The sequence below is a fragment of the Sulfurospirillum diekertiae genome (assembly GCF_002309535.1).
GTDB lineage: Bacteria > Campylobacterota > Campylobacteria > Campylobacterales > Sulfurospirillaceae > Sulfurospirillum > Sulfurospirillum diekertiae.
Window position 1 is genome coordinate 1,050,904 of record NZ_CP023275.1, and the last position, 24,040, is coordinate 1,074,943.

Sequence of the window (24,040 nt, forward strand, 5' to 3'; positions counted from 1 at the left end):
TTAAACAATAACAAAAGTGTGACAAAAGCACTATTCTATCCATGCCAAACATAGGCAAAAATAAGTCCTTCGATTAAAAAGATCGTGCAAAAAAGGAGATTCCATTTCAAAGAAACTTCCATTGGCGTGACGTTTAAAAATTTAGCGGTCATGAGTGACATTCCTGCAAACGGTGAAATGATAAACGAGATAGATGCCGACAACGTCAAAATGAGCGCAATGGAAACAGGTGAGAGTGGAAGCGAAACGGCGAGTAAGATTTTACCAAACATCACCGCAAGCACCAAAGGATGGATGCCGCACACGGCGATGAGTATAAATACAAGCGGAATAATAAGGATGGAAAAGATGCCAAGATGGTTGACGCTTCCTTGCAAGAGGGGTTGAATGTGACTCAAAATACCGCTATGATCCACCGCACCTGCAAACAGTCCCACCGCAATAAAAAAGACTGAAAAATCGGTTGCCTGTGTGATGCCACCTTTCCAATAGAGACTCAAAACGCTCTTGAGTTCTGCATTTTTGAAAAAAGAGACGATCCAAATTGTTGAGACCAGAAGTCCAGAAAGTAAAATTCTCCCTGTTGCTGAACCGATAGAAAAGGCTTCAAAAAAAGAGATAAGCAGCAAAAGAAAGATAACGACAAGAAGGATATGCGCTGTTTGTTTTGGGGCATTTTTTGCAATGCATGAGCTTGTAGGCAGAGGTTCCGTGAGTATGGGTTTATTTAACCCTGAAAAATGCTCAAGCAGATACGATGTGAGTAAGCCAATGATACTCAAAAGAAGTCCCGGTAAAAAAAGTTCCGACCACGAAACATGGGTCACTTGCATCACCAAAAGCATGATCACCGCCCCAGGAGCCCAAAAAAGCACAAGCGCATACCCTCGCATAATGGCGGTTGCAAAAAAGCGTTGGTGGTCACGTACATTGTTTTTAAGTGCTTTATTAAATAATGAAACCATCACTGGCACGGTTCCAAAGAGTAGAAAACTGGAAAAAAGGTTGGTGACAAGCATGGCAAAAAGGTAGAGTGAACTCTCTTTCTTGAAAAGCTTTTTGAGCCAATACTCAATCGTGTCGCTGTAATGCCCGACTTCAATGGGAATGGCAAAAAGTTGCATCACTACGATGATGGCGATAATGTTGGTCATCGAAGTAAATGAGCTCATCCAAAGAGAAAAAGGCAGTTTATAATAAACAAGTATGCCAATGCCTAAGGCAAAAAAGATGAGGGTAATGGTACGAAACCCTTTGCGTTGCATGAAAAGCCCCAGCACAAACAGAAGCGCTGTAAAAGATGTTAAAAGCTCTAAATTAACCGGCATAAAAAGTTTGATGACATGTAAAAGCGTAATGACTAAAAGAGCCATTTTACAGATGGTTTTCATCTACATTCCAAAATTAAAATGCGTTATTGTAGCGAAAGGAAGGTTAGAAATGTGAAAAGCGTTGGAAGAGAAACTCTTTACATGTAAAGTTAAAAAACAAAATAAAAACAGTTCCTTCTTTCATAATAAATCTCCCTTTTTCCCCTCTAAGTTTATGTTATAATCTCCCATCATTAGAATTCAATTTCAAAGGAATAGCAATGGGATATTGGAGATGGGACGCATCTTTTTCGGTTGGTATTGCAGTTATTGATAATCAGCACAAACAAATGATTGAGTATATTAATGAACTGGGTACGATTTCGATTTATCACGACAAAGCAAAAATTCGTGCAGTGCTTGCGGCGTTGAAGGATTATACTGTTTCTCATCTTGCATTTGAAGAGAGTTTGATGGAAGAGGCGGGGTATCGCAAACTAGAAGCGCATAAGCAGATTCATCTTTCGTTTATTGAGCGCATTCATTTCTTTAAAGAACGCTATGAAAACGGTGAAGATATTGCACAACAGCTGATGATGGATCTTCAAATGTGGCTTGTCAATCATATTCAACACGAAGATACAGACTATAAAGAGGCTGTTCAAGCGATGCTGCACAAAAGAGAAATTTCGCCTATGGAAGAGCATATTAAAGACGGATGGCTCGCAACACTTCGAGATAAATTTTTTAAATAGCGTTTGCGTTCACGGTTAAATTTTTAACACTCAAAACGTTTTACATGTAAAGCTAAAAAAATCCATTCTCTTAAGTTTTAACCTAATTTTAACTATGATGCTTTCCAGAGAATGTTAAAAGGATTTCCTACGATTTCAAAGGAAGAACAAACCAGGATTACTACGGTTGTTGTCAGAGTTGCTGCAATGCTTCTTGAATACGGAGCAGAAAGCCGTTTGATAGAGCAACTTTCCTCTCGTTTGGGCGTAGCACTTGGGTGTACGTCTATTGAGATTTCGCTGATTCCCTCTGCTATTGTCCTCACAACACTCATTGGTGACTCTTCAGTTACGACCACAAGACGTGCGCATGAGCAACCGATTAATATGTCCATTGTGCATCAAATCGTCACGATCTGCATTGCAGCGGAGCAAAACCCTCGTGATATTATGATGGTGGAGACAAAGCTTGCCAACATTCATTCCAATCCGTATCCTGCATGGGTGATTATTCCGATGATTGGGCTTTCGTGTGCGGCATTTAGCCATTTACAAGGTGCGGATTGGGCGGGAGTTTGCATCACTTTTTTAGCCGCTTCGGTGGGAATGATCGTACGCAGAGAACTCTCCTCTCGCAACTACTCTTTGCTGATTGTTTTCGCGTTTACCGCTTTTGTCTGTACCATGGTCGCCAGTCTCTCTTTTTACCATGGTTTCAGTAGCACAGGCAGTATCGTTCTCTCTTCCAGTGTACTATTGCTCGTTCCAGGGTTTCCTTATATCAACTCGATGCTGGATGCGTTTAAAGGCTATATTAGCATGGGCTGGGGGCGTTGGACGCAAGCGACGCTTTTGACCCTGATGTCTTCCCTTGGTATTATGCTTGCCATGGGACTTTTGGATATTAAAGGATGGTAATGATGCTTTGGGTGACGCTTTTACTCAATTCTTTGTGGGCGGCGATTCCTGCTGTGGGCTTTGGAATGATTTTTAATGTTCCGCGCTCTGCATTGCCATTGTGTGCCGTGGGTGGCGCATTTACGTATGGCTTCAGAGAAGTATTGATGTACAACCATCTCTCCATCGAACTTTCAACGTTTATTGCCGCGACGGCTATCGGGATTATCGGTGTCTTTTGGTCACGCCGATATGCCATGCCTCGCCCCGTTTACACCGTGCCTTCCATTATTCCTATTATCCCAGGTACGTATGCGTATGAGATGATGATAAGCCTTGTTTCGATGAATTCCGATGGCGTGACCGATGCTTTGCTCTCTAGTTTTATCCAAAATGGCTTGCATGCCGTGAGCATTTTATTTGCGATTGCGTTTGGCTTGGTACTTCCTTCGATGTATTACACGAAACGTCAAAAGCCGATTATTTAGTGGTTTTGATGTTTACATGTAAAGATTTTAGATGCCAATTTCTTTACATGTAAATATTTTCAAAGTTCAACTGCTTTTGATCTTTGAAAATATTGGAAGAAGAGCGTAGCGGCATTAAGAGCCGCTACAGTGTTTATTGAAATTGATTCAATTTTTGGTTGAGGCTCTCAGAAAGTTTTGAGAGATGATCCGCCGCCGCAGCGATCTCTTCAACACTTCGTGCATTTTGAGATGTCAACGTATTGATGTTACCAACCATTTCCACAATCTTATCGGTATCTTGCGCAATCTTCCGTGAGTTTTGCGCACTAGCACTAACAGATTCGACACTATTTTGCATGACTTGCGTTGTTCCTACGATGGTTGATTCTACACCATTGGAAACCGATGAAAGTCTTTGAATGTTTTGAGCGTTTTTTCCCATTTGCTCTGAAGAGTCTACAATGGATTGGACAATGACATTGATAGTGGCATTAATTTCAGTAAGACTTTTTTGAGTACGTTCTGCGAGTTGTCTCACTTCATCTGCAACAACGGCAAACCCACGACCATGTTCACCGGCACGTGCCGCTTCAATAGCGGCATTAAGGGCAAGCAGGTTAGTTTGATCGGCAATGTCAGAGATAACGGTTAGCACTTGTTTGACTTGATCTGCATCGTGGCTCATTTGCTCTAACTTTTGAGCAAGAGCCGTTTCAGATTGGCTGGCCTCATCCATCTCACCACGTAGTGCAATGACTTCATTTTTAGCATTGTCAAGTCTTTTACCCGCATCGATGATCTCTTCTTTCATATTTTCCGAGAGTTTCGCTGTCTCTTGTACAAAGGATTTGATGCTATCTATCTCATGAATGGTATTTTCAACAATAGTCGAGCTTTGCTCTGCATTACGTCCTATTTGCATACTCGTAGTACTAAGTTCATGCGAAACAGAAGCATTTTCATTAGAAGAGCTTTTGGCATCTACAATGGTACTTTCTAGGGTATTTACCAAGTCATTAAAACTATCCACAATCTCTTTAATCTCATTCTTTTTTGCATAGCTGATTCTAAATTTAAGCTCTTTGGTACGAACAAAATGTGTAATGCTATCTCGAATGAGGTGTACGCCTTGCATGATGTTATTTCGAATAAAAATGCTTAAAATTAACACGGAAACTGCAACAATAATAGCAATAATAACCATCATGATGGATGCACTTCCTTTAGTTTCAATAGCGATTTTTGCATCATTGTCTGCCAATTTTTGGTTGTAATCCATATGCTCTTCAAGAGTTCTTGTAATCTCTTGAGCAATGGTAAGATTGGCTTTAAATAAATTCTTTGCCTCGTGTAGTTTATCCTCACTCGATAACATCAAAATGCTATCAACAACACTATTGTATTGTTTGAAGAGTAGGTTCTCTTTGTCATAGAGTTCTTTGTCTTTTGCATCAGAAATTAAAGCTTCATAGCTTTTATAGTCTTTCTCTAGCTTGGTTTTAGCAAGAGTATAGCGTTCATTAAGTTTTTTAAACTCATTTTTATCGTAAGACTCAGATGTTGTCATTTCCCATAAAATAATTCTAATACGGTATATTCCTTGCATCAAGTCATTCATAACAAGCACACTTGGTAATGAATTGATATTACAGGTGTTTGCTTTTTCGAAAACTTGATCCATTTTTATAAGACTAACACCAAAATTTAAAGCTAACCCAAGTAGGGCTATCGTTAACATTGTCATCAACTGTTTTGAAATACTCATGGGACACGCTCCTTTTTATTCTTGATAGAAATTATAATCTTTAACTGTGACAAATGCGTTGTACAAATCAAGAAGTGAAAAAAGGAGATTTAGAGAGAAAAGATGCTCCAAAGAAGGAGCATCTAAAGAAGATTATTTATGTGTTAAAACGCGTGTGGCATTGAGTACAGCGATGAGTGCAACACCCACATCGCCAAAGACAGCTTCCCACATCGTTGCAATTCCCATCGCTCCCATAATCAAAATAACCCCTTTAACACCCAGTGCAAAGATGATGTTTTGCCAAACGATGGCATGGGTTTTGTGAGCGATTTTAAGCGCAGTGGCGACTTTGCTGATCTCATCGGTCATAATGACGATGTCCGCCGCTTCAATGGCAGCATCTGAGCCTACGCCACCCATTGCAATGCCGATGTCCGAGCGTGCAAGGACTGGTGCATCATTGATACCATCACCGACAAAGACAGTTTTACCTTTGCCACTTTTTCGTACCATCAGTTCTTCAAGCTTATCAACTTTTTGATGCGGTAAAAGCTCCGCCTCAACGTGAGTGATGCCTAGCTCTTTGGCAACTTTATCAGCAGCTGCTTTATTATCACCAGTGAGCATCACAATGTCTTTGATACCAAGGGCTTTAAGGGCTAAAATAGCTTGTTTACTGTCTGTTTTGGGCTCATCCGCAATGGTAAGATAACCCGATAAAACACCTTCAACGACGATATAAACAACGGTATCTGGAGTGTCAAGTGTCTCGTGTGCAATGCCTTGCTCTTTGAGCAGCTTATCATTTCCCGCAAGAACAATTTTGCCATCAATGGATGCTTTGACGCCATAGCCTGCAAGTTCTTCATACGATGACACAACTGCTTCTAAAGGCTCAGTGTATGCCCGTTTGATGGAAAGTGCAATAGGATGGTTCGAGTGCATCTCCGACAGTGCGGCAAGATGGAGTATCTCCGCTTCTTGAAGCCCTTTGAGTGCCGTGATGGAAGTGACACTAAAAATGCCTTTAGTGAGCGTTCCTGTTTTATCGAAAACGACCGTATCAACGCCATTGAGGGCTTCTAAAAAGTTACCGCCTTTGACCAAAATGCCATTTTTGGATGCACCACCAATACCTCCAAAAAAGCTTAAAGGTATGGAAACAACCAATGCGCACGGGCAAGAGACAACCAAGAAAACTAAGGAGCGTCTAAACCAGTCGCTGAGAAGCGCGTCTTGTATCAACAGTGGTGGTACGAACGCGAGGAGGGCAGCAGAGATGACGACAAGCGGTGTATAGTACTTGGCAAACGTGGTGATAAACTGCTCTGTTTTAGCTTTTTTTGAGCTCGCATTTTGCACAAGGTCTAAGATTTTTGAGACGGTGGATTCGGAGAAAAGTTTAGTCGTTTCAACAACAATCACCCCCGTTTTGTTGATGCTTCCAGAGAGCACTTCATTTCCTAATGCAACCTCTTTGGGTAAAGATTCTCCCGTAAGCGCGGAGGTATCGAGTGTTGAACGACCCTCTAAAATGATGCCATCCAGTGGAATTTTCTCTCCCGGTCTGACGATAATGCGACTTCCTAAGGCAACATCACTCGGGTTTACTTTTTGCTCGCCAGTGTCACTTTGAAGGTTTGCAAAATCGGGTCTAATGTCCATGAGTTTGGTGATGGATTTGCGTGAGCGATCCACGGCTAAGTCTTGAAAAAACTCTCCAACACGGAAGAAAAGCATGACCGCAACACCCTCAGGGTACTGACCAATACTAAACGCCCCGACGGTTGCAAGACCCATCAAAAAGTTTTCATCAAAAAGATGCCCTTTAAAAAGGTTGGTGACTGCCATGTAGAGAATCTCGCCACCGACGAGAAAAAAGCTGATCAGATAGGTCCAAAACATCAGTGGATTGCGCTCGTCCATCAAAACAGCAGAGATAAACAATACTGTACCGATGCAAAATGTAATGAACTGCCATGATTTGAACATTTCCATCAAACTCGAATCGTCAAATCCTTCGTGATGGTGGTCATGACCATGATCATGTAATTGTGGTTCGATGGGGGCGCATCTGCTACAACAACTTCCCGTTGTCGCATCGCAGGTTTGGGGTGCTTTTTCACTGAAGTGCATACTCAAATCCTCGTGGTTCTAAAATGTGTTCTAAGCCTTGGTTAAAAATGGTTTTGATGTGTTCGTCATCAAGCGAATAAAAGACGACTTTTCCTTCTTTACGGTGCTTGACAAGACGTGCTTGACGAAGGACGCGTAGCTGGTGAGAGATAGCAGACTGCGTCATATGTAAAAGTTCTGCAATGTCGCAAACACACATCTCTGCTTCAAATAGCGCTGAGATGATCTTCACGCGCGTCGTATCGCCAAAGACTTTAAAGAGCTCGGCAAGGTCGTAAAGCTTCTCCTCTTGAGGCATCTTTTTTCTAACCATTTCGATGACGTTTTCATGCACAATGTCGCAACTGCAAAATTCATCGCTCATCGGTTCCTCCTCTTGAAATTATGTACAAATGTTCATATGAACAATTACTCATATATTAAAACAATTCAAATGAGAGAAAGCTTAAAATGATAGACAAACTCAAAAAGTTTTACATGTAAAGATAAAAAGAGGAAAAAGGTCAAAAGATTTGCCCCTTTTCCCTTTTTTAGGATTTAGGAAAGCAATTCTAGTTCATATTTTTGGATTAATTCTTTCCTGTATTCAGGGGTCCATTTTTCTGATTGATAGATTCGCTCAGAATCAGGAATTGTTATATCCCATATTTTTATAAGATTTTCGTAATCTGCTTTATGAAGAGTTTCTTTGAAAGGTGTGTAATCTCCAAGAATTTGTATTTGCGTTGCAATGTTTAACAATTTTTTAAATGCTTTGTCATCTGTTGCATATATAAATTCTTTTGTTTTTTGTTTTGGTATCCAATTACGTATAAATGAATTCATAATATATAAATCCCATGTCATATTGAAAATTTGCTGCTTTTTTTGTTCAGGTAAGTTGGTAGCTTTGTACTTCATCATTTTTTTTAACGGAGTTTTACTAAAAAAAATAATGGCATAAACAAAGCAAACTAAAGATTGTCTAAAATCCTTGAGCATCCAATATTTAAATTTTTTCAATTTTTCGTATGAACTTATTTTTTCTTGGTTAATCGCTATACAAACAAGTACAATCAAGTATATAGAATCCCATTCTGTAAGCCTATTGTATTTAATAAGATTATTTTTTAAGACTTCTTTATCGATATTTGGATGTTCTGCTAAAGGATACTCATTTGAGTTACCAATGGCATATGCCATTAGTGCATCATTTTTTGTATTATCTATTCTATAAAAAAGCATTAAATCATCGACGACTTCATTTGCATTGTCTTTAATGTAATTTATTTTTTCATATGCAGCAAGGCTAGGTTCTATCTCAATATCACATAATTGGCAAAAGACAAGTAAGGCGACAGCATCGCGTGTTTCTTTTGTAGGAGATTTTTTATGGCTATTGAGTAAATATTGATAGATATTGGTATCTAAATAAAGTATGTATTGAATTCTATTAATACGATTATTGTATAAAATATCTGGAATACTTTCAAGCGTATAAATAGCATTATGGTCTTCTACATTAAAAGCATGGATAATCCAATCTCGATTTAAAAGTTTTTCAAGGATTTGAATAGTAGTTTTTGGAAGAGTAACATAAAGTTCATGATTCATTAATCATCCATATAGTACAAATTGTGGTAAAGTATAACAAAGATTTCATTTAAATTGAATGCCAAAATAATGTTTACATGTAAGGATTCATGCGACAAATTTACATAGGTATCTTTTCTCTTCCTCTACGACTGTAGCGCTCTTTTTGTGTAAAAATGTTGAGAGCAATTTTGTGTGTATACCCTCAAATATATTAGGATTTACAGATAGTATCTTCCGATGCACTCATTTATATTTATTCGAATAACAGCAGTACCATTCACCATGTTTTCAGGTAGTTCTTTATCCATCAAATGCGGTGTAAATTTTTTCACAATTTTCGACAGTGCTTCTTTCTTTTCGTCCAAATTATCTACAATTTTTGCCTCTCCTTGTGCGATAATACTGTTAAACGCTGTATTGACATCACAAGGGTTCTCGACATTCTTATCCAATAATGTGATCATCTCATCTATCTCAAAACAGACGTATGGATTGGATGTGAGAATGTCTATTTTTTGACCTTTGGGTAATCCATGCAGATAGATTTTGTGTTCACTATAGACAAAGTGCATGGGGATAACGTAAGGGTAACCATCGTGCCTGACGCATCCTAGCCTGCCAACGTTTGCTCTTTCAAATAATGCTCTGATCTGCTCAAATGATAATAGATGTGTTTTGGTTCTATGTCTCATACGCTCTCCTTTTTTGCATCATTGTAATGGAATCATCACAATACAACAATCCAAAAATTGCTCTGATGAAAATAAGTTGGCAATTTTTGGATTGAGTGAAAGGATATTTATGGCTAAACTGTCTTCAATTAACTCCAAAGGAGATCAGATGAGTTTTATCACTAATGATCGTTTAGCCTCAGCCGATGACGCCGTTTTTAAAATTTTACAACATGAGTTTACGAGGCAAGCCACGCATCTTGAGATGATTGCGAGTGAGAATTTTACCTCGCGTGCGGTGATGGAAGCCACAGGAAGTATTTTTACCAATAAATACGCTGAAGGTTACCCACACAAGCGGTATTATGATGGTTGTGAATGTGCCGATGAGATTGAGCAGCTTGCCATTGATAGACTCTGCGCAATTTTTGGATGCAACTATGCCAATGTGCAACCGCATTCAGGTAGCCAAGCCAATGGTGCGGTGTATGCGGCACTTTTAAACGCGAATGATAAATTATTGGGTATGGATTTACAGCAAGGTGGTCACTTAACGCACGGTGCGAAGGTGAGTTTTTCGGGTAAAAATTATCAATCGTTTAGCTATGGTGTCGATGCGAATGGTTATATTGATTATACCAAAGTTCTGGAAATTGCGAAGATTGTCAAGCCTAAGATGATTGTTTGCGGTGCTTCGGCGTATGCGCGTGAGCTTGATTTTGCTAAGTTTCGAGAGATTGCGGACGCGGTGGGTGCGATATTATTTGCCGACATCGCGCACGTTGCGGGTCTGGTGGCTGCGGGTGAGCATAAAAGCCCTTTTCCGCATGCGCATATCGTCACTTCAACGACGCACAAAACATTGCGCGGTCCTAGGGGTGGTGTCATTATGACCAATGATGAAGCGCTTGCAAAAAAGATCAATGCCGCTATTTTTCCAGGCATTCAAGGCGGTCCTTTGTTGCATGTTATCGCGGCAAAAGCGGTGGCGTTTGGTGAAGTGTTAAAGCCAGAGTGGAAAGCGTATGCCAAGCAGGTCAAACGCAATGCCAGCGTTTTGGGTGAAGTTTTGCTTGAAAGGGGTTTTAATTTGGTCAGTGGTGGAACCGATAACCATCTGATTTTGGTATCATTACTGAATAAAGAGTATTCAGGCGAAGAGGCGAGCACCGCTTTGGAAAATGCTGGTATAACCGTGAATAAAAACAGTGTTCCAAACGATACTCGAAGTGCGAAATTGACCTCAGGTATTCGCATCGGATCTGCGGCTTTAACGACGCTTGGGTTGAGAGAAAAAGAGTTTGAACTGATCGCGCATCGCATTTGCGATGTGTTGGAAAATATTCACGATTTATCTTTACATGTAAAGATAAAAAAAGAGTTGGTGGCGCTTTTGCAAAACTTCCAAGTGTATGAAAGCGCGACCTATTAAAACCTAGTGTTAACGTAGCCTTTAGAGCTTTGCTTTAAAGGCGTGTCAAGAACGCTTATAAAAAAATGACGAAGGAGGGTGTGATGAGAGAGATGGAAGTGTTGCATACCCATTATCAACTGATTGAAAAAGCGATCAAGTACATTGACGCGCATTTTAAAGAACAGCCCTCCATCGATGTGATTGCCAGCAGTATTGGCATGAGCAAGTACCATTTTATCCGCGTGTTTAAAGAGTATGTGGGTGTGACACCCAAACAGTTTTTACACTCGGTGACGCTCAATTACGCCAAAGAGCACATCAAAGAGTCCAAGTCCATTTTAGACAGCACACTGGACATTGGGCTCTCGAGTGTCAGCAGGCTGCATGAGCTTTTTATCAATCTAATCGGCGTGACGCCCAAAGAGTGGCGTGAAAAGGGTAAGGATGTCATCATTACGTATGGTTTTGGCATCACGCCGTTTGGGGAAGCATTGATCGCTTATACCGACAAGGGCATTTGCTATTTAGGGTTTATCGACCAAAACAAAGAGGCGATTTTTACACGGTTTCAAGAGCTGTGGGAAAATGCCAATCTGATCCATGATGATCTTAAAGCACAGACCTATCTGGAAAATATCTTCATCAACAATAAAAAATACAATCTCTTGGTCAAAGGAACGAACCTTCAGATCAATGTCTGGAAAGCGCTTTTAAACCTTCCTAATGGGGCAGTCACGACCTATCAAGATGTTGCCAACTTCATCGACCAACCCAATGCAGTGCGCGCCGTTGCCAGTGCCATTGGAAAAAACCACATTGGCTATCTCATTCCCTGTCACCGTGTCATTGCCAAAAGTGGTGCGATGAGTGGGTACAGTTGGGGCATTGAGCGTAAAAAAATCCTCCTAGCCTATGAATCTGCTTACAAGCCGAATGCTACAGCGTTTAAAATAGCGACACTAGAAGATATACCCAGTATTGACCAGTTTCTGCATGCTACGTTTCCAAAGAGTGCGCACAATCAGGCGAAAATCGTCTCCGAGATGATACACAACGCAACGACTCACTCGCTTTTTCTTGCCCTAAATGAGACAAAAATAGTAGGAGTGCTACCTGTCCTCACCCATGTATCGGTTGTATCAGGGGAAAAAGTAGCGATGTTTGAAGCGGTGATCGTGGATGAAGCTGACAGCGACCATGCTATTGAAAAGGAATTACTTGAATATGCGCTCACTTCGTGTACAAAAACAGGATGCAAAAGGGTGGTACTCTTAAGCGAAAATTCCTCTATACCGTATGAAGAATTAGGATTTGAACACTCTGCTAAAGGGCTTTTTCAAATACGATTTTAAATCTATCCACATAGTGTAACGCAGAGTTGAGTGCGTATTTGTCTCTTTTAATATCTCTTGCATTCTCCCAAAAATAGATCCATATCAAAAATAGTGCTTAAAGTATGACTCAATCTTATGGGCAAAAAGTGAGCAACGCTGCATTAGAGCAAAGTATTTTTTTATATATAATGTCTCACAGCTTTTTAAGGGGGAACACATGTCATTTAAAGGGAAAGTCATTGGAGCACTCTGTGTTCTAATGTTTTTAAGTTTGAGTATCTTTAGTATGATTAGCTATTTTGATACGAAAAAAAACAGTGTAATACAGATTGAAACTACGCTTCACATGGCTTCACAATCGTTATCTGATTATATTGATCTATGGATCAGCACCAAGAAAAATGGCGTTGAGAGTACGGCGCGTTTTATGCAAGACATCGACTTGATGACGCCCAATGATCTGATCGCAAAGTTACAAGAGACTACTAAAGTGTTGGGGGCAATGGACTCTTATGTTGGACTAGAAGATGGCAGTATGACGATGGGTTCTGGTTCTAAACTGCCTGCGGGGTACGACCCACGTGTGAGACCATGGTATACAAAAGCCAAGCAAACCGGAAAGTTGGGTATTACCGACGTTTATATTGATGCTACCACCAACAAACCTATTGTTACGGTGATGGCTCCGATTTTGAGAGAAAAAGTATTGATCGGTGTTTTGGGGGTTGATATCAGTTTAGATGCTCTGGTGAAAGCCATTGGTAATGTTAATTTCCGTGGAGGGTATGGCGTTTTACAAGACAGCCAAGGGCTGATCATTGCCCATCCTGATGCTAAGCTTTTAGGGAAAGCGTTTAGCACGATTGCGCCCAGCGTATCTGAACAATTTGGCACCAATAAAGAAGGGCTTATCTACTATTCGTATCAAGGTGATGAGAAAATTTTTTCCTTTAATACCTCTCTTGAGTCATCGTGGAAAATGGGCATTATTTATGATAAAAATATTGCTTATAGTTTTTTAAATCAGCAGATGAGTGAACTATTCATTGCAGGGGTAGTGATGCTTGCTTTCTCTATAGGGATTATGGTTGTATTGATTAAAGTATTGCTTCGTCCTTTGGATCGGCTCAACAGTGTAGTTGAAGAGCTCTCAAGCAATGAGGGTGATCTTCGCCATAGGTTGAGTACCACTTCCAATGATGAATTTGCGCGTGTTTCAGGCAATATCAATAAGTTCATCGAGAAGCTTCACGAAATTGTGAAAAAATCGAAAACTATCAGCCATGAAAATGCTTCAATCTCAGAAGAGCTTTCACGAACGGCTTCTGAAGTGGTGCGCAATGTCGACAGTGAATCAAAAATCATGGAAAACACGAAAGAGGATGGAATCGCTTTAGTAAAAAGTCTTGAAACCTCTGTAACGAAAGCTCAAAGTTCACAAGAAGCACTCAGCCACACGCAACATGATATTGCAGAAGTGAAAACTAAAGTGGAACAACTCGAAGTAACCATGCAAGCCACGGCAGCCAAAGAGCAAAATTTGGCAGAACGTCTTAGTCATGTCAGCCAGAATGCTAATGAGGTCAAGGATGTCTTGAGTATTATTCGTGATATTGCGGATCAAACCAATCTATTAGCCCTCAATGCTGCCATTGAAGCAGCTCGCGCTGGGGAACATGGACGAGGATTTGCCGTGGTTGCCGATGAAGTGCGAAAATTGGCAGAGCGTACACAAAAAAGTTTAGTAGAAATTGATGCAACGATTAATGTGGTGGTTCAGTCTATTATGGATGCTAACACGGACATCGCTCAAAATGTTCAGGAAGTGCAAGCTCTTGCGACCATTACAGCTGAATTGCAAGAGGGTATGAATAATGTTTCAAAGATTATTCATGCGACGATTGATGAGAGTCATTATACCGTCAATGACTTTGTGTCCACCTCAACAAAAATTAAAAAAATTGTCGATGAAATGGGACAAATTACGATGATTTCAAAGGAAAATGTTGGAAGTATCGACAATGTTTCTAAAGCGTCAGAACATTTACATGTCATGACGGAAAATCTCAATAATGAACTGAGTAAATTCAAGTCATAAGATATTCAAAGTGCTCAAGTAAAGCAACATTACTTGGGCACTTTAAGCTTTTAGTCTGTACAATCTTCGCAAAAATACAAAGAGTACCCATGTTAGAAAAAGAACAACTCAGAGGACTTTATGTCCTGACCGATGCAACACTCACCCCAGCAGAGAGCATGCTTGAACAAGTCGAACGCGTTTTAAAATCGGGCGTTAAAGTCATCCAATACCGTGATAAATATGCCAGTGATGAAGAGGCAGAAAAACAGTGTATCAGACTTCAAGCGTTGTGCGATGTGTATGAAGCGATTTTTATCATCGATGATCGTTTAGAAATTGCCTATAGAATCAATGCCGATGGGTTACATGTTGGCGAGGATGATGTCAGTTACGAAGAAGCACGCGCACTGCTTGGAGACGATAAAATCATTGGTGTTTCGTGCTATGGTGACTTAGAACGTGCCAAAAAATACGCCAGCCTTGGAGCAGACTACGTTGCCTTTGGCGCATTTTTTCCTTCACCCACCAAACCTCACGCTACAATGGTAGCACCTGAAATCCTTCAAAGGGCAAAAGAACAGTTGAGTGTGCCTATTTGTGCGATTGGGGGAATTAATGCGGAAAATATTGAACAGCTTTCATGCTACGATATTGCAATGTACTCACTTATTAGTGCGGTGTACAAAGACGATGCTATCGAGGAAAATTTAGAAAAATTACAAGCGAAAATTTAGAGGAGCGGGCATGGTTTTAGAAAAGTTTGATGTCTCCATCACCAATGCAAGTAAAGGAATGGCACTGATGCTGATTTTGTGGCATCATCTTTTCTATGAAAAACCCGAAATGGGTCTGATCGTTTTTCAAGCAGCACTTTTAGCCAAAGTGTGTGTGGGTATTTACGTGGTGCTCAGTGGTTATGGCTTGTCAGAATCTGTTAAAAAAAGAGGGCTTGAGCTGGGCGCTTTTTACAAACGTAGAATGCTCAAGCTTTACATGAATTATTGGCTGATAGCGCTTCTTTTTGTGCCCATTGGTGTATGGTTTATGGACAGATCACTCTCGAGCGTTTACGGAGAGCATGTATTTCAAGGCTTTTTACTTCAGATGCTCGGTGTTCATATGTTTACGTGGGTTGGCTATGGTTATAACGCGACATGGTGGTTTATGAGCCTTATTATCGTGCTGTATGCTATTTTTCCGCTGGTTTATACACTGATTAAAAAATTTCCTCTTAGCTTTTTAGCGTTCAGTGCATGGCTGATGTTTGTACCAATTCCCTTGGTCAATGACTGGATATTTCCTTTTGCGGTGGGGGTTTATCTTTCGCAAAAAGATGGGTTTGTCAAACTTTTGGTTTGGCTTGACAAGCAAGGCAAAGCTCGCTTTATAACGCTTCTCATTTTAACCATAGCGGTTGCATGGTACAGACAAAATGGTTGGTTGTTTGATAGCACCAGGGCCGATGCTTTCTTTGCAATTTTGCTAATTCTTTGGACGACAGAGTTGGTTGTTTTTTCTTCTATTGCCAAAAAAGCGTTTGAGTTTGTGGGCATTCATTCCTTTAATATCTTCTTGTTTCATACGTTTATTTACTACTATTATTTCCCTGATTTTATCTATAGCTTCAAATATCCGGTGCTCATTTTTGCAGTGCTTTTAGGAATTTGTTTGGTGATTTCAGTGGGGATCGAAAAGTTTAAGAAAGAGATTGGATTTGATAAATTAATTTAAAAAAACGATTTAGAGATGTCTTTTGACATCTCTTTACATGTAAAGATTATAACGTTGCTTTTTGAACAAATTTATCGCTTAAATGGTTAAATTCGGCACTTTCTACCCAGCTTTCAGGTGCACTGACATATTCAACTAAATTTTCTAAAAGTACAAGATGCGATCGCTCTTCTTCTGCAATGCGTAAAAATGCTTTTTTTTGTTCGCCATCTTCTAACATCAAAGCTTTTTCAGTATAAAACTTGTAACTGCTGTCTTCAGAGCGTAAAGCACTTTTGTAAAACTCTATTTGATCTTGTGTAAAACGAGGGGAAGTGTTCTCTTTTCGCATTTTTTGAAAGATGTTTTGCGTATGTTTAAAAATATCCACAGTAGGTTGTGTTGGTATCACTTGATTTTTATTCATTTTGTCAAAGACAACATAGTGTTTTGCCTCTTCATCTGCCAGCATCGTGAGGATTGCTTTTACGCCTACATTATCTGTTTTAGACGCAAGTTCTCGGTAGTATCGCTCACCATCTTTTTCGACATTCATTGCATATTCATAGATATTCATTGCACACCCCTTTTTGGTTTATTGTTAAGATAAGTCCCTCGTTATTTTATAGAGAATAAATGATAAAGAGTCGATAAAGAATTGCAATTAATCCAAGATAAGAAATAAAACTGCGAAGAAATGAAGCACACTTCCTCCTAAAACAAAAAAATGCCAAATTGCGTGGTTGAGGTAAAGTTTTCGCCACACGTAAAAAATAACACCTACCGTGTATGTAAGACCACCTGCTGCTAGGAGGGAAAGGGTGAGTGTATCAAGATTGGCAACGAGTGTCTTAACCGCACCCACAACCATCCACCCCATGAGAACATAGAGAACCAAAGAGGGACGACGAAAACGCTGAGGGAAAAAAATATTAAGGCTGACACCCAGTGCGGCAATACCCCAGGCAATACCAAAAAGTATCCAACCCGTCTCACCTTTAATGCCGAGTAAACAGATCGGTGTGTAAGTTCCTGCAATAAGAATGTAAATGGCACAATGATCGATTTGTTGTAAAATAGATTTTGTCTTAGGACTGCAAATAGCGTGGTAGAGCGTTGAAGCACCGTACATGACTATTAAGGAGAGTCCAAAAACAAGCGCACTTGCAATTTTTGCGCCATCGCCACTTTGAGCGGCAAACACACACATAATGCTTAAAGCACTGACACTGAGTAGCAATCCAATGCCGTGTATGGTACTGTGCCAAATCTCTTCAATCAAAGAGTAGGAATGTGTATTGTCCATATGTCCTCCTTTATCATTTATGGTTTATTATACTCCGAAATAGTCAATAAATTTTCGGGAGTATCGTCTAAGGCATTTGGCGGTATCATACACTTTTATTTTTACATGTAAAAGGAGAGAGTGATGCTCGATTTTCAAACGATTGTCATGTTTGTAGGTGCTTCAACGCTTTTAGCGCTTGCTCCAGGACCGGATATACTTTTTGTCTTAACGCAATCAATGACCAAAGGAAGTCGCTCTGGCATCGTAATTGCACTGGGACTTTGCAGTGGGCTTGTGTTTCACACAACAGCCGTAGCACTGGGTGTTGCTGTTATCTTTCAAACGTCCATTATTGCTTTTAGCCTTCTCAAATTTGTAGGAGCTACGTATCTGTTATACCTAGCATTTATGGCGTTTAAAGATGCCAGCAAGAGTAAACTGGAGTCCGATAAAAGTTCACTCAGTCTTAAAGCGCTTTATAAACGCGGCATCTTTATGAACATCACCAACCCTAAAGTTTCTATCTTTTTCTTAGCATTTTTGCCACAGTTTACGAACGCTGAACTCGGCAATGTAACAGGGCAAATCTTCACACTTGGTGCGCTTTTTATGCTTTGCGCCTTTGTTGTTTTTACGTTGGTGTCGCTTTTGGCTGGTCGTGTGGGTGATTGGTTCAGTAAAACCAAAAATGGCGAGAAAATTTTAAACCGTATCGCAGGTACGATCTTCGCAGGCTTAGCGATTAAATTAGCGCTCTCATCACGATGAAAAAATCTCAACTTTTAGCGGTTATTTTAGCGCTTATTGCAGGGGTTTTACTGATTGAAATTGTTTTGCAAAGTCTCTTAGGTTCGTAAAATAGTGAATTAGGCTTTTACATGTAAAGCCTAATTGAGTTTCTCTTTTGCCCGAAAGCGTGGGAGCTGAGAGATAATAATACCCCCAAAAATAACAAAGCTTGCCATCATCTCTGTTTGACTTAAGACTTCGCCCAAGAAGAAGTAGGCAAGAAGAACGGTAAATACGGGGATAAGATTGACAAAGACTGAGGCGCGTGAAGCTTCAATGCGACTGAGAGCTAGGTTAAACATGCCATACCCTCCAAGGGTTACTACGATGCCAAGGTAACACAACCAGCCCAACGCTTCCCAAGAGAGATTGAGTGGCACACCCCATGATTCCCACAGCGCCAAAGGGAAGAAAAAAAGTGTTCCCACAAAGGCTTGAATTGCGGTTAAGAAGAGGGCAGAGAAGCGTTGGCTAAGGTAACGTACTGAGATGGCGTACCATGTTCCACAGATCATCGCACAAAATTCTAAGAAGTTTCCTAAAAGCGGATTGGTCGCGTGTTCACTGCTTTGGGCTCCAAGGCTCAGCCAAACAGCTCCTGCAACGGCTAAAGCAGAGCCTATCACCACACGTTTACTGAGGTACTCTTTGAGCACAAAACTTGCTGCAATCGCTGTCATCAGAGGCATCATCGAGGTGATCATACCTGCTTGCGAAGCGGTAGTGAGTTGTAACGCTTTGGCTTCAAAAATGAAGTAAAGGCAGGGTTCAAAAAAGGTCAGAAGTAAAATGTACTTGATATCTTTTTTCGTAAATTCAAACGTAGAAAACTGTTTGATAAAGTAGACGAAGCAGAGACTCGCAATGGACATACGACCAAACATCGCACTCATGGGTCCCAAAACACCAAGAACGGCTTTGAGGGCGATAAAAGAGCTTGCCCATGTCAGCATGGCGATGAGTAAAAATACGATCCCAATTAAATCAATGCGTTCTTGCTTCATTATGTAATCTCTCTCTTAAAAAATGTGTGCCATTGTACCGCCTCTTTGCTAAAAACAGCGATATTTTGAGTACAATGAGTTTATGGAACTATTCAGCTTACGCAACATCATTCTTATCATTCTGATCATCATCGGCATCAACTACTATAAAAGTAGACAAGAAGTTGATGTGCAAAGTCTCGCTTTGCCACTGGATACCAAAGTGCTTGCTTTTGGCGACAGTCTAACCTTTGGCTATGGAGCACCAAGCGAAAAAAGCTACCCTTCTGACTTAGTCGATCTTTTACATGTAACGGTCATCAACGAAGGGGTCAATGGAGAACTCAGTGAACAAGGTTTGGCTCGTTTAGCAGGTGTTCTTGAACGCCACAAACCAGACATTTTAGTTTTATGCCATGGTGGCAATGATATTTTACGTAAAATTGATGTGGCTCAAACGAAACATAATCTCAATGAAATGGTCAAGTTAGCCAAAGAACAGGGCATTTATGTCCTCTTGGTCGGTGTGCCAACGTTTGGTATTTTAAATTTTGATGTGCCACCGTTTTACTATGAGGTGGCGAAAGAGAATAACATTGAGATTGAAGATAGCAGTCTTAAAAAAATCTTTGACAACGAAACCACGCTTAAGTCTGACAAGGTTCACCCAAATGCCGATGGCTACGAATTGATGGCTAAAAGCATCGCTCGAATGCTGAGTGAAAACTACCACCCATCAGCGAAAGCGTTTTAAAATTCCTTTTAAATACTCCTCCGCCAAGGTTGCGATCTCCTCTTCACTGAGGGTAATCGGTTCTGTTTGAGAAGGGATATTGTTGAGTAGAACTGCCATTTGCGTGCAGGTTTTAAAAAGCTCTTCAGGACTCATGGAAACCATGACATGTAAAACGTCATTGGGAAGATTTCGAGGTTCTAGTTGGTGCAGTGCCGTAAGCTTGGCTAAAAAAGTTTCAATGGTAGGATGCAAACGTTTTTCCTTATTTTTTTTTGTGCAATTATGCCACATTCTTTGTTTATCTGCTTCATTAATCTTACCATGTAAGCATATTTTGGCTCGCTCCACGTTACAATCAAAGTTACTCTCATAAAGGGGCTTGGCATGAGTATGTACGATCTTGAGGCGTTTTTGCGCTCTATTCATCCGTTTCAACTGCTTTCCAAAACCGAGATTGCTAAAGCCATCAGTGCGATGAATATCGCTTACTATAAAAAAGAAACCTTGTTGCTTTCACCTTCAAAACCCGCTGAATTTTTATACATTATCATTAAAGGCGAAGTAGGGGAGTTTCATGAAGAGGAACTGCTGAAGGTGTACAGCAAATCCAACTCATTTGATGCCGATGCACTGATTTATTCCAAAAGTGAGAGCAGTTTTAAAGTTTTGGAAGAGCTCATTTGCTATGAGCTGAAAAAAGTCGATTTTCTCGCTTTACTTGACTCCAACGCAGCATTTAAAGCCTACTTCATCCAAGACCTTGCTAACAAAATCCAATCCGCTAAAGCCAAAGAGTACACGACAGAACTCTCAGGATTTATGATGGCGCGCGTGCAAGACAGCTACTTGCATGAGCCGACTATCGTAGAAAAAGAGTGCTCCATTATCGATGCCCTTGCTCAGATGGAGGCGACAAAGAGTAGTTGTATCATCGTTCGAAATGGCGAGGAGTATGAGTATGGCATCGTGACCGACAGCATTGTTCGTCGTCATGTACTTTTTGAGGAGTACGATAAACATGCCGCTATTGGTCCCATTGCTCTACATCCCATTATTACTATCGAAGCGGATGACTACCTTTTTAACGCACTTCTTTCTTTTACAAAACATTCCATTAAGCGCCTTATTGTCACACGCGATGGCGAAATTATCGGCATATTGGAGCAACTGGATCTGCTCAGCTATTTTGCCAACCACACCTATTTGGTCGCCGTTCAAATCCGTAAAGCGACCACGATTGAAGAGCTTAAACAAGCCAGTTTTGATCTGATTAGCATCGTGAAAAAGTTACATGTAAAAGGAACCAAGGTTGATTATATCGCCAAGCTGATCTCTGAGATCAACGAGAAGATTTATGAAAAGCTCTATGGCATGATCGTCCCACCTGAGCTTGCCCAAAAAGCGTGTTTGGTTGTGATGGGGAGTGAAGGGCGCAAAGAGCAGCTCCTTAAAACTGACCAAGACAATGCGTTGATTATTGACGATAATGTCAATGAAAGCCTTTATATTCCCTACATGCGGCGTTTTACTGAAACACTTATCGATTTTGGATTTCCGCGCTGTGAGGGTAACATCATGGTTTCCAATCCGTATTGGTGCAAACACTGGAGTGCTTACCAAAAGGAGATCATGCGTTGGTTTGATGCCCCAAGCATGGAAGATGTCATGAATCTCGCGATTTTTTTCGATGCAATTCCTGTGGCGGGTGAAGTGTCGATGTTGCATAAACTCAAAAATGAAATCTTTGAACATGTCGAAGAGCAGAGTCCTTTTTTAGCCAATTTTGCGAAAGCGGCAACGGCATTTGAAACGCCCATTGGTATGTTTACCAATCTGATTGCTCAAAATCATAAAATTGATGTCAAAAAAGGAGGAATTTTCCCCATCGTTCAAGGTGTGCGTGCCCTTGCATTAGAGCATAAAATCGAAGTGACCGACACGCTTACGCGCATAAAGAAACTTGCAAAGTTAGACGTCATAGACAATGATTTTGCAGGCGCACTCATCGAAGCGTTTGATACTCTTTTGAACTTGCGCCTGAAAGAGCGTTTGAGTTTGGGTGAAGAAAAAGGGCTAGATAACTTCGTGAACATCGAAAATCTCAACCAATTAGAGCTAGAACTGCTCAAAGACAGCTTCAAAATCGTCAATAAATTTAAGAAGTTTTTGACGTACCATTTTAAACTTTCTATGGTGAGCTAATATGTTTGCCTCTTTCTTTGCCAAACGAAATGCCAAAAAACTCAAGGATGAGCAGTATCGTTTTTTATTTGATGAAGCGCCCGTTGATGAGGTGGTAGTGTTTGACACCGAAACGACAGGGCTTAGTCCTAAAAAAGATGAGATTCTCTCTATTGGCGCGGTGAAAATCAAGGGCAATAAAATCTTGATGTCCGAAAAGTTTGAGCTCTTCATCAAACCCAGTCGTGAGATCAATGAAAAAAGTATTAAGATTCACCAAATTCGCAATGTCGATTTAGAACATGGCATCGCTCCACACGAGGCAATCGTGCAGTTTTTGCACTTCATTGGTTCACGCCCACTGGTCGGCTATTACCTTGAGTTTGACATCAAGATGATGAACACTTATGTTAAACCGTGGCTTGGCATCAACCTTCCAAATCCGCAAATCGAAGTCTCAGGACTCTACCACGATAAAAAGATCAAATTCATCCCCGATGGCGTCATCGACCTGCGCTTTGATGTGATGATGAACGATCTTGGATTGCCTATTTTTGGAAAGCATGACGCACTGAACGATGCGGTAATGACGGCGATGATGTATATTAAACTGCAAAATATTGGGAAGATTTAGGTGGCTTTTTTGCTTTACATGTAAAGGTTAGAATTATGTTATAATTTTTCAAATTCACGAAAGGATAAACGATGGGTTATTTAGAAGTATTAAGCACCTTGGCACAACTCAAAACCAAATACAACATCCCAGAACTTTACCTTTTCGGCTCTTTTGCTAAGCACCAAGATAATGAGAACAGCGACGTTGACATCGCTGTCAAACTCGAAAAAGCAGATGCATTTTTACTTGTACGCATCATGCAAGAAGCGCAAGAAAAACTTCACAGAAACGTGGATATCGTGCAACTGCGAGAGCGCATGAATCCTCTACTAAAAAAAGTTATTCTTGAAGAGGGCGTACGTGTCTGAGCAAGAACTTGTGCAAAGCATTCTCGAACAGATGATTCTCTCGTGCGAAAGAGTTGAAAAACGTTTTTCCACTATCCAAACGATTAATGATTTTTTAGACACCGAAGAAGGCATCGAAAAGCTTGATGCCATTTGTATGCAACTCATTGCTTTAGGCGAAAGTGTCAAAAACCTCGATAAGATCACACACAAAACGTTACTTCTCCGCTACCCACAAATCGTTTGGAGCGAAGTAGCTGGCATGCGCGACATCATCAGCCATCACTATTTTGATCTCAACGCTGAGATCGTTTTTGAGGTGTGTCAAAATCACATTAAACCGCTTAAAAATACACTGCAAATGATTCAAAAGGAATTTTGAATGGAAAGTACATCATTAAGTTGTGGAATTATTATGCCTATTTCGGCAATGGATGGATACCTAGCAAAACACTGGGAAGAAATTCAAGCAATTTATATTGATGTTGCACAAAAATGTGGTCTTAGTAATGCAAAGCTTGTCAGCGAAGAGAAATCATCAGGTGTGATTCATACCAATATCATTAAAAATTTATTTGAAAATGATATTGTCATCTGTGATGTAAGTGGTAAAAATCCTAATGTTATGTTTGAACTTGGTCTGCGTATTGCCTTTGATAAACCTGTTATTGTTACAAAGGACGATGAAACAAAAATTAGTTTTGATATAGCACCTTTAAAATACCTTGAATACCCTAAAACACAACATCATGGTGGAATAGAAAAATTTAAAATAGATCTTACTGAGTGCTTACAAGCGACATTAGAAAAAAGCCCTTCCTATCTTCAAAGTTTTGGTATCAATTACAGCCGTGTTGATAATAGTGAAGCTTTTTTACAGAAATTGAGCAGTATTGAAAAGGATGTTCGTTTAACAAAAATCTTGACACTTCAGAATCAATCTAACCTTTCAAATCTAAATGATTTAATTCCTTTTGACCCAGTTGCGAGACTCAATAGAAAATTAGGAATAAAATCCTAAT

General features: G+C 40.3%; 25 protein-coding genes. 15 read left to right on the forward strand and 10 right to left on the reverse strand.

What is annotated here, in order from left to right:
* Window positions 1-35: 35 nt before the first annotated feature.
* Complete coding sequence (locus SJPD1_RS05410) at window positions 36-1,391, reverse strand: hypothetical protein (protein WP_096046307.1); 1,356 nt, start codon at window positions 1,389-1,391, stop codon at window positions 36-38.
* Between the two features lie 200 nt (window positions 1,392-1,591).
* On the opposite strand from SJPD1_RS05410, the gene SJPD1_RS05415 reads away from it, so the two are divergent.
* The 3 genes from SJPD1_RS05415 to SJPD1_RS05425 all read left to right on the forward strand — a co-directional run bounded on the left by SJPD1_RS05415 (window position 1,592) and on the right by SJPD1_RS05425 (window position 3,429).
* The gene (locus tag SJPD1_RS05415; protein WP_096046308.1) at window positions 1,592-2,065 is read left to right on the forward strand and encodes a bacteriohemerythrin; all 474 of its coding nucleotides are present in this window, start codon (window positions 1,592-1,594) and stop codon (window positions 2,063-2,065) included.
* Between the two features lie 111 nt (window positions 2,066-2,176).
* Window positions 2,177-2,962, forward strand: coding sequence for a threonine/serine exporter family protein (locus tag SJPD1_RS05420; RefSeq protein WP_096046309.1), 786 nt, complete (start codon window positions 2,177-2,179; stop codon window positions 2,960-2,962).
* Complete coding sequence (locus SJPD1_RS05425; protein WP_096046310.1) at window positions 2,962-3,429, forward strand: threonine/serine exporter family protein; 468 nt, start codon at window positions 2,962-2,964, stop codon at window positions 3,427-3,429. The genes SJPD1_RS05420 and SJPD1_RS05425 overlap by 1 nt, the downstream gene beginning before the upstream one ends.
* A gap of 133 nt (window positions 3,430-3,562) precedes the next feature.
* On the opposite strand, the gene SJPD1_RS05430 is transcribed toward SJPD1_RS05425, so the two are convergent.
* The 5 genes from SJPD1_RS05430 to SJPD1_RS05450 form a co-directional block, all read right to left on the reverse strand.
* Complete coding sequence (locus SJPD1_RS05430) at window positions 3,563-5,176, reverse strand: methyl-accepting chemotaxis protein (protein ID WP_096046311.1); 1,614 nt, start codon at window positions 5,174-5,176, stop codon at window positions 3,563-3,565.
* Between the two features lie 132 nt (window positions 5,177-5,308).
* Entirely contained in the window at window positions 5,309-7,294 is a 1,986-nt protein-coding gene (locus SJPD1_RS05435) for a heavy metal translocating P-type ATPase (protein ID WP_096046312.1), read from the reverse strand.
* On the reverse strand, window positions 7,281-7,658 hold the full coding sequence (locus tag SJPD1_RS05440) for an ArsR/SmtB family transcription factor (RefSeq protein ID WP_096046313.1): 378 nt from the start codon (window positions 7,656-7,658) through the stop codon (window positions 7,281-7,283). Before SJPD1_RS05440 ends, SJPD1_RS05435 begins: the two co-directional genes overlap by 14 nt.
* 173 nt (window positions 7,659-7,831) lie before the next feature.
* Window positions 7,832-8,887, reverse strand: a complete 1,056-nt coding sequence (locus SJPD1_RS05445; protein ID WP_096046314.1) for a hypothetical protein — start codon at window positions 8,885-8,887, stop codon at window positions 7,832-7,834.
* Between the two features lie 200 nt (window positions 8,888-9,087).
* Window positions 9,088-9,561 (reverse strand): pyridoxamine 5'-phosphate oxidase family protein, encoded by a 474-nt coding sequence (locus SJPD1_RS05450; RefSeq protein ID WP_096046315.1) that lies wholly within the window; start codon window positions 9,559-9,561, stop codon window positions 9,088-9,090.
* 148 nt (window positions 9,562-9,709) lie between these two features.
* On the opposite strand from SJPD1_RS05450, the gene SJPD1_RS05455 reads away from it, so the two are divergent.
* The 5 genes from SJPD1_RS05455 (at window position 9,710) to SJPD1_RS05475 (ending at window position 16,099) form a co-directional block, all read left to right on the forward strand.
* Window positions 9,710-10,972, forward strand: a complete 1,263-nt coding sequence (locus SJPD1_RS05455) for a serine hydroxymethyltransferase (RefSeq protein WP_096047801.1) — start codon at window positions 9,710-9,712, stop codon at window positions 10,970-10,972.
* 83 nt (window positions 10,973-11,055) lie between these two features.
* Window positions 11,056-12,306, forward strand: coding sequence for a methylated-DNA--[protein]-cysteine S-methyltransferase (locus tag SJPD1_RS05460; protein ID WP_096046316.1), 1,251 nt, complete (start codon window positions 11,056-11,058; stop codon window positions 12,304-12,306).
* A 199-nt stretch (window positions 12,307-12,505) separates the two neighbouring features.
* Complete coding sequence (locus SJPD1_RS05465) at window positions 12,506-14,386, forward strand: methyl-accepting chemotaxis protein (RefSeq protein ID WP_096046317.1); 1,881 nt, start codon at window positions 12,506-12,508, stop codon at window positions 14,384-14,386.
* A gap of 89 nt (window positions 14,387-14,475) precedes the next feature.
* A complete protein-coding gene (thiE, locus tag SJPD1_RS05470) occupies window positions 14,476-15,102 on the forward strand; it encodes a thiamine phosphate synthase (protein ID WP_096046318.1) in 627 nt (208 codons plus the stop codon).
* A 10-nt stretch (window positions 15,103-15,112) separates the two neighbouring features.
* Entirely contained in the window at window positions 15,113-16,099 is a 987-nt protein-coding gene (locus tag SJPD1_RS05475) for an acyltransferase family protein (protein ID WP_096046319.1), read from the forward strand.
* 46 nt (window positions 16,100-16,145) lie between these two features.
* Here the strand turns inward: SJPD1_RS05475 and SJPD1_RS05480 are convergent, their stop codons facing one another.
* On the reverse strand, window positions 16,146-16,655 hold the full coding sequence (locus tag SJPD1_RS05480; RefSeq protein WP_096046320.1) for a ferritin-like domain-containing protein: 510 nt from the start codon (window positions 16,653-16,655) through the stop codon (window positions 16,146-16,148).
* An 87-nt stretch (window positions 16,656-16,742) separates the two neighbouring features.
* On the reverse strand, window positions 16,743-17,384 hold the full coding sequence (gene trhA, locus SJPD1_RS05485; RefSeq protein ID WP_096046321.1) for a PAQR family membrane homeostasis protein TrhA: 642 nt from the start codon (window positions 17,382-17,384) through the stop codon (window positions 16,743-16,745).
* A gap of 123 nt (window positions 17,385-17,507) precedes the next feature.
* On the opposite strand from trhA, the gene SJPD1_RS05490 reads away from it, so the two are divergent.
* A complete protein-coding gene (locus SJPD1_RS05490) occupies window positions 17,508-18,134 on the forward strand; it encodes a LysE family translocator (RefSeq protein ID WP_096046322.1) in 627 nt (208 codons plus the stop codon).
* Between the two features lie 119 nt (window positions 18,135-18,253).
* Here SJPD1_RS05490 and SJPD1_RS05495 read toward each other — a convergent pair whose 3' ends face one another.
* Entirely contained in the window at window positions 18,254-19,159 is a 906-nt protein-coding gene (locus SJPD1_RS05495; protein WP_096046323.1) for a DMT family transporter, read from the reverse strand.
* 82 nt (window positions 19,160-19,241) lie between these two features.
* On the opposite strand from SJPD1_RS05495, the gene SJPD1_RS05500 reads away from it, so the two are divergent.
* A complete protein-coding gene (locus tag SJPD1_RS05500; RefSeq protein WP_096046324.1) occupies window positions 19,242-19,892 on the forward strand; it encodes an arylesterase in 651 nt (216 codons plus the stop codon).
* Here SJPD1_RS05500 and SJPD1_RS05505 read toward each other — a convergent pair.
* Window positions 19,875-20,126, reverse strand: coding sequence for a hypothetical protein (locus SJPD1_RS05505; RefSeq protein WP_096047802.1), 252 nt, complete (start codon window positions 20,124-20,126; stop codon window positions 19,875-19,877). The two genes, SJPD1_RS05500 and SJPD1_RS05505, sit on opposite strands and share 18 nt — an antisense overlap.
* A 132-nt stretch (window positions 20,127-20,258) precedes the next feature.
* Here SJPD1_RS05505 and SJPD1_RS05510 point away from each other — a divergent pair, with 132 nt between their 5' ends.
* The 5 genes from SJPD1_RS05510 (at window position 20,259) to SJPD1_RS05530 (ending at window position 24,039) form a co-directional block, all read left to right on the forward strand.
* Entirely contained in the window at window positions 20,259-22,076 is a 1,818-nt protein-coding gene (locus tag SJPD1_RS05510) for a putative nucleotidyltransferase substrate binding domain-containing protein (RefSeq protein WP_096046325.1), read from the forward strand.
* 1 nt (window position 22,077) lies between these two features.
* Window positions 22,078-22,689 carry a 3'-5' exonuclease gene (locus tag SJPD1_RS05515; RefSeq protein WP_096046326.1) on the forward strand — a complete coding sequence of 204 codons (612 nt, stop codon included), beginning with the start codon at window positions 22,078-22,080 and terminating at the stop codon, window positions 22,687-22,689.
* A 71-nt stretch (window positions 22,690-22,760) separates the two neighbouring features.
* Window positions 22,761-23,039 (forward strand): type VII toxin-antitoxin system MntA family adenylyltransferase antitoxin, encoded by a 279-nt coding sequence (mntA, locus tag SJPD1_RS05520; protein ID WP_096046327.1) that lies wholly within the window; start codon window positions 22,761-22,763, stop codon window positions 23,037-23,039.
* Window positions 23,032-23,400 (forward strand): HepT-like ribonuclease domain-containing protein, encoded by a 369-nt coding sequence (locus tag SJPD1_RS05525; protein WP_096046328.1) that lies wholly within the window; start codon window positions 23,032-23,034, stop codon window positions 23,398-23,400. The genes mntA and SJPD1_RS05525 overlap by 8 nt, the downstream gene beginning before the upstream one ends.
* A complete protein-coding gene (locus SJPD1_RS05530) occupies window positions 23,401-24,039 on the forward strand; it encodes a hypothetical protein (RefSeq protein ID WP_096046329.1) in 639 nt (212 codons plus the stop codon). It abuts the gene before it with no gap.
* Window position 24,040: the final 1 nt, after the last annotated feature.

Coding starts and splice junctions, on each gene's coding strand:
- SJPD1_RS05410 (WP_096046307.1), bottom strand. CDS start 1,391: ATGAAAACCATCTGTAAAATGGCTCTTTTAGTCATTACGCTTTTACAT.
- SJPD1_RS05415 (WP_096046308.1), top strand. CDS start 1,592: ATGGGATATTGGAGATGGGACGCATCTTTTTCGGTTGGTATTGCAGTT.
- SJPD1_RS05420 (WP_096046309.1), top strand. CDS start 2,177: ATGTTAAAAGGATTTCCTACGATTTCAAAGGAAGAACAAACCAGGATT.
- SJPD1_RS05425 (WP_096046310.1), top strand. CDS start 2,962: ATGATGCTTTGGGTGACGCTTTTACTCAATTCTTTGTGGGCGGCGATT.
- SJPD1_RS05430 (WP_096046311.1), bottom strand. CDS start 5,176: ATGAGTATTTCAAAACAGTTGATGACAATGTTAACGATAGCCCTACTT.
- SJPD1_RS05435 (WP_096046312.1), bottom strand. CDS start 7,294: ATGCACTTCAGTGAAAAAGCACCCCAAACCTGCGATGCGACAACGGGA.
- SJPD1_RS05440 (WP_096046313.1), bottom strand. CDS start 7,658: ATGAGCGATGAATTTTGCAGTTGCGACATTGTGCATGAAAACGTCATC.
- SJPD1_RS05445 (WP_096046314.1), bottom strand. CDS start 8,887: ATGAATCATGAACTTTATGTTACTCTTCCAAAAACTACTATTCAAATC.
- SJPD1_RS05450 (WP_096046315.1), bottom strand. CDS start 9,561: ATGAGACATAGAACCAAAACACATCTATTATCATTTGAGCAGATCAGA.
- SJPD1_RS05455 (WP_096047801.1), top strand. CDS start 9,710: ATGAGTTTTATCACTAATGATCGTTTAGCCTCAGCCGATGACGCCGTT.
- SJPD1_RS05460 (WP_096046316.1), top strand. CDS start 11,056: ATGAGAGAGATGGAAGTGTTGCATACCCATTATCAACTGATTGAAAAA.
- SJPD1_RS05465 (WP_096046317.1), top strand. CDS start 12,506: ATGTCATTTAAAGGGAAAGTCATTGGAGCACTCTGTGTTCTAATGTTT.
- thiE (WP_096046318.1), top strand. CDS start 14,476: ATGTTAGAAAAAGAACAACTCAGAGGACTTTATGTCCTGACCGATGCA.
- SJPD1_RS05475 (WP_096046319.1), top strand. CDS start 15,113: ATGGTTTTAGAAAAGTTTGATGTCTCCATCACCAATGCAAGTAAAGGA.
- SJPD1_RS05480 (WP_096046320.1), bottom strand. CDS start 16,655: ATGAATATCTATGAATATGCAATGAATGTCGAAAAAGATGGTGAGCGA.
- trhA (WP_096046321.1), bottom strand. CDS start 17,384: ATGGACAATACACATTCCTACTCTTTGATTGAAGAGATTTGGCACAGT.
- SJPD1_RS05490 (WP_096046322.1), top strand. CDS start 17,508: ATGCTCGATTTTCAAACGATTGTCATGTTTGTAGGTGCTTCAACGCTT.
- SJPD1_RS05495 (WP_096046323.1), bottom strand. CDS start 19,159: ATGAAGCAAGAACGCATTGATTTAATTGGGATCGTATTTTTACTCATC.
- SJPD1_RS05500 (WP_096046324.1), top strand. CDS start 19,242: ATGGAACTATTCAGCTTACGCAACATCATTCTTATCATTCTGATCATC.
- SJPD1_RS05510 (WP_096046325.1), top strand. CDS start 20,259: ATGAGTATGTACGATCTTGAGGCGTTTTTGCGCTCTATTCATCCGTTT.
- SJPD1_RS05515 (WP_096046326.1), top strand. CDS start 22,078: ATGTTTGCCTCTTTCTTTGCCAAACGAAATGCCAAAAAACTCAAGGAT.
- mntA (WP_096046327.1), top strand. CDS start 22,761: ATGGGTTATTTAGAAGTATTAAGCACCTTGGCACAACTCAAAACCAAA.
- SJPD1_RS05530 (WP_096046329.1), top strand. CDS start 23,401: ATGGAAAGTACATCATTAAGTTGTGGAATTATTATGCCTATTTCGGCA.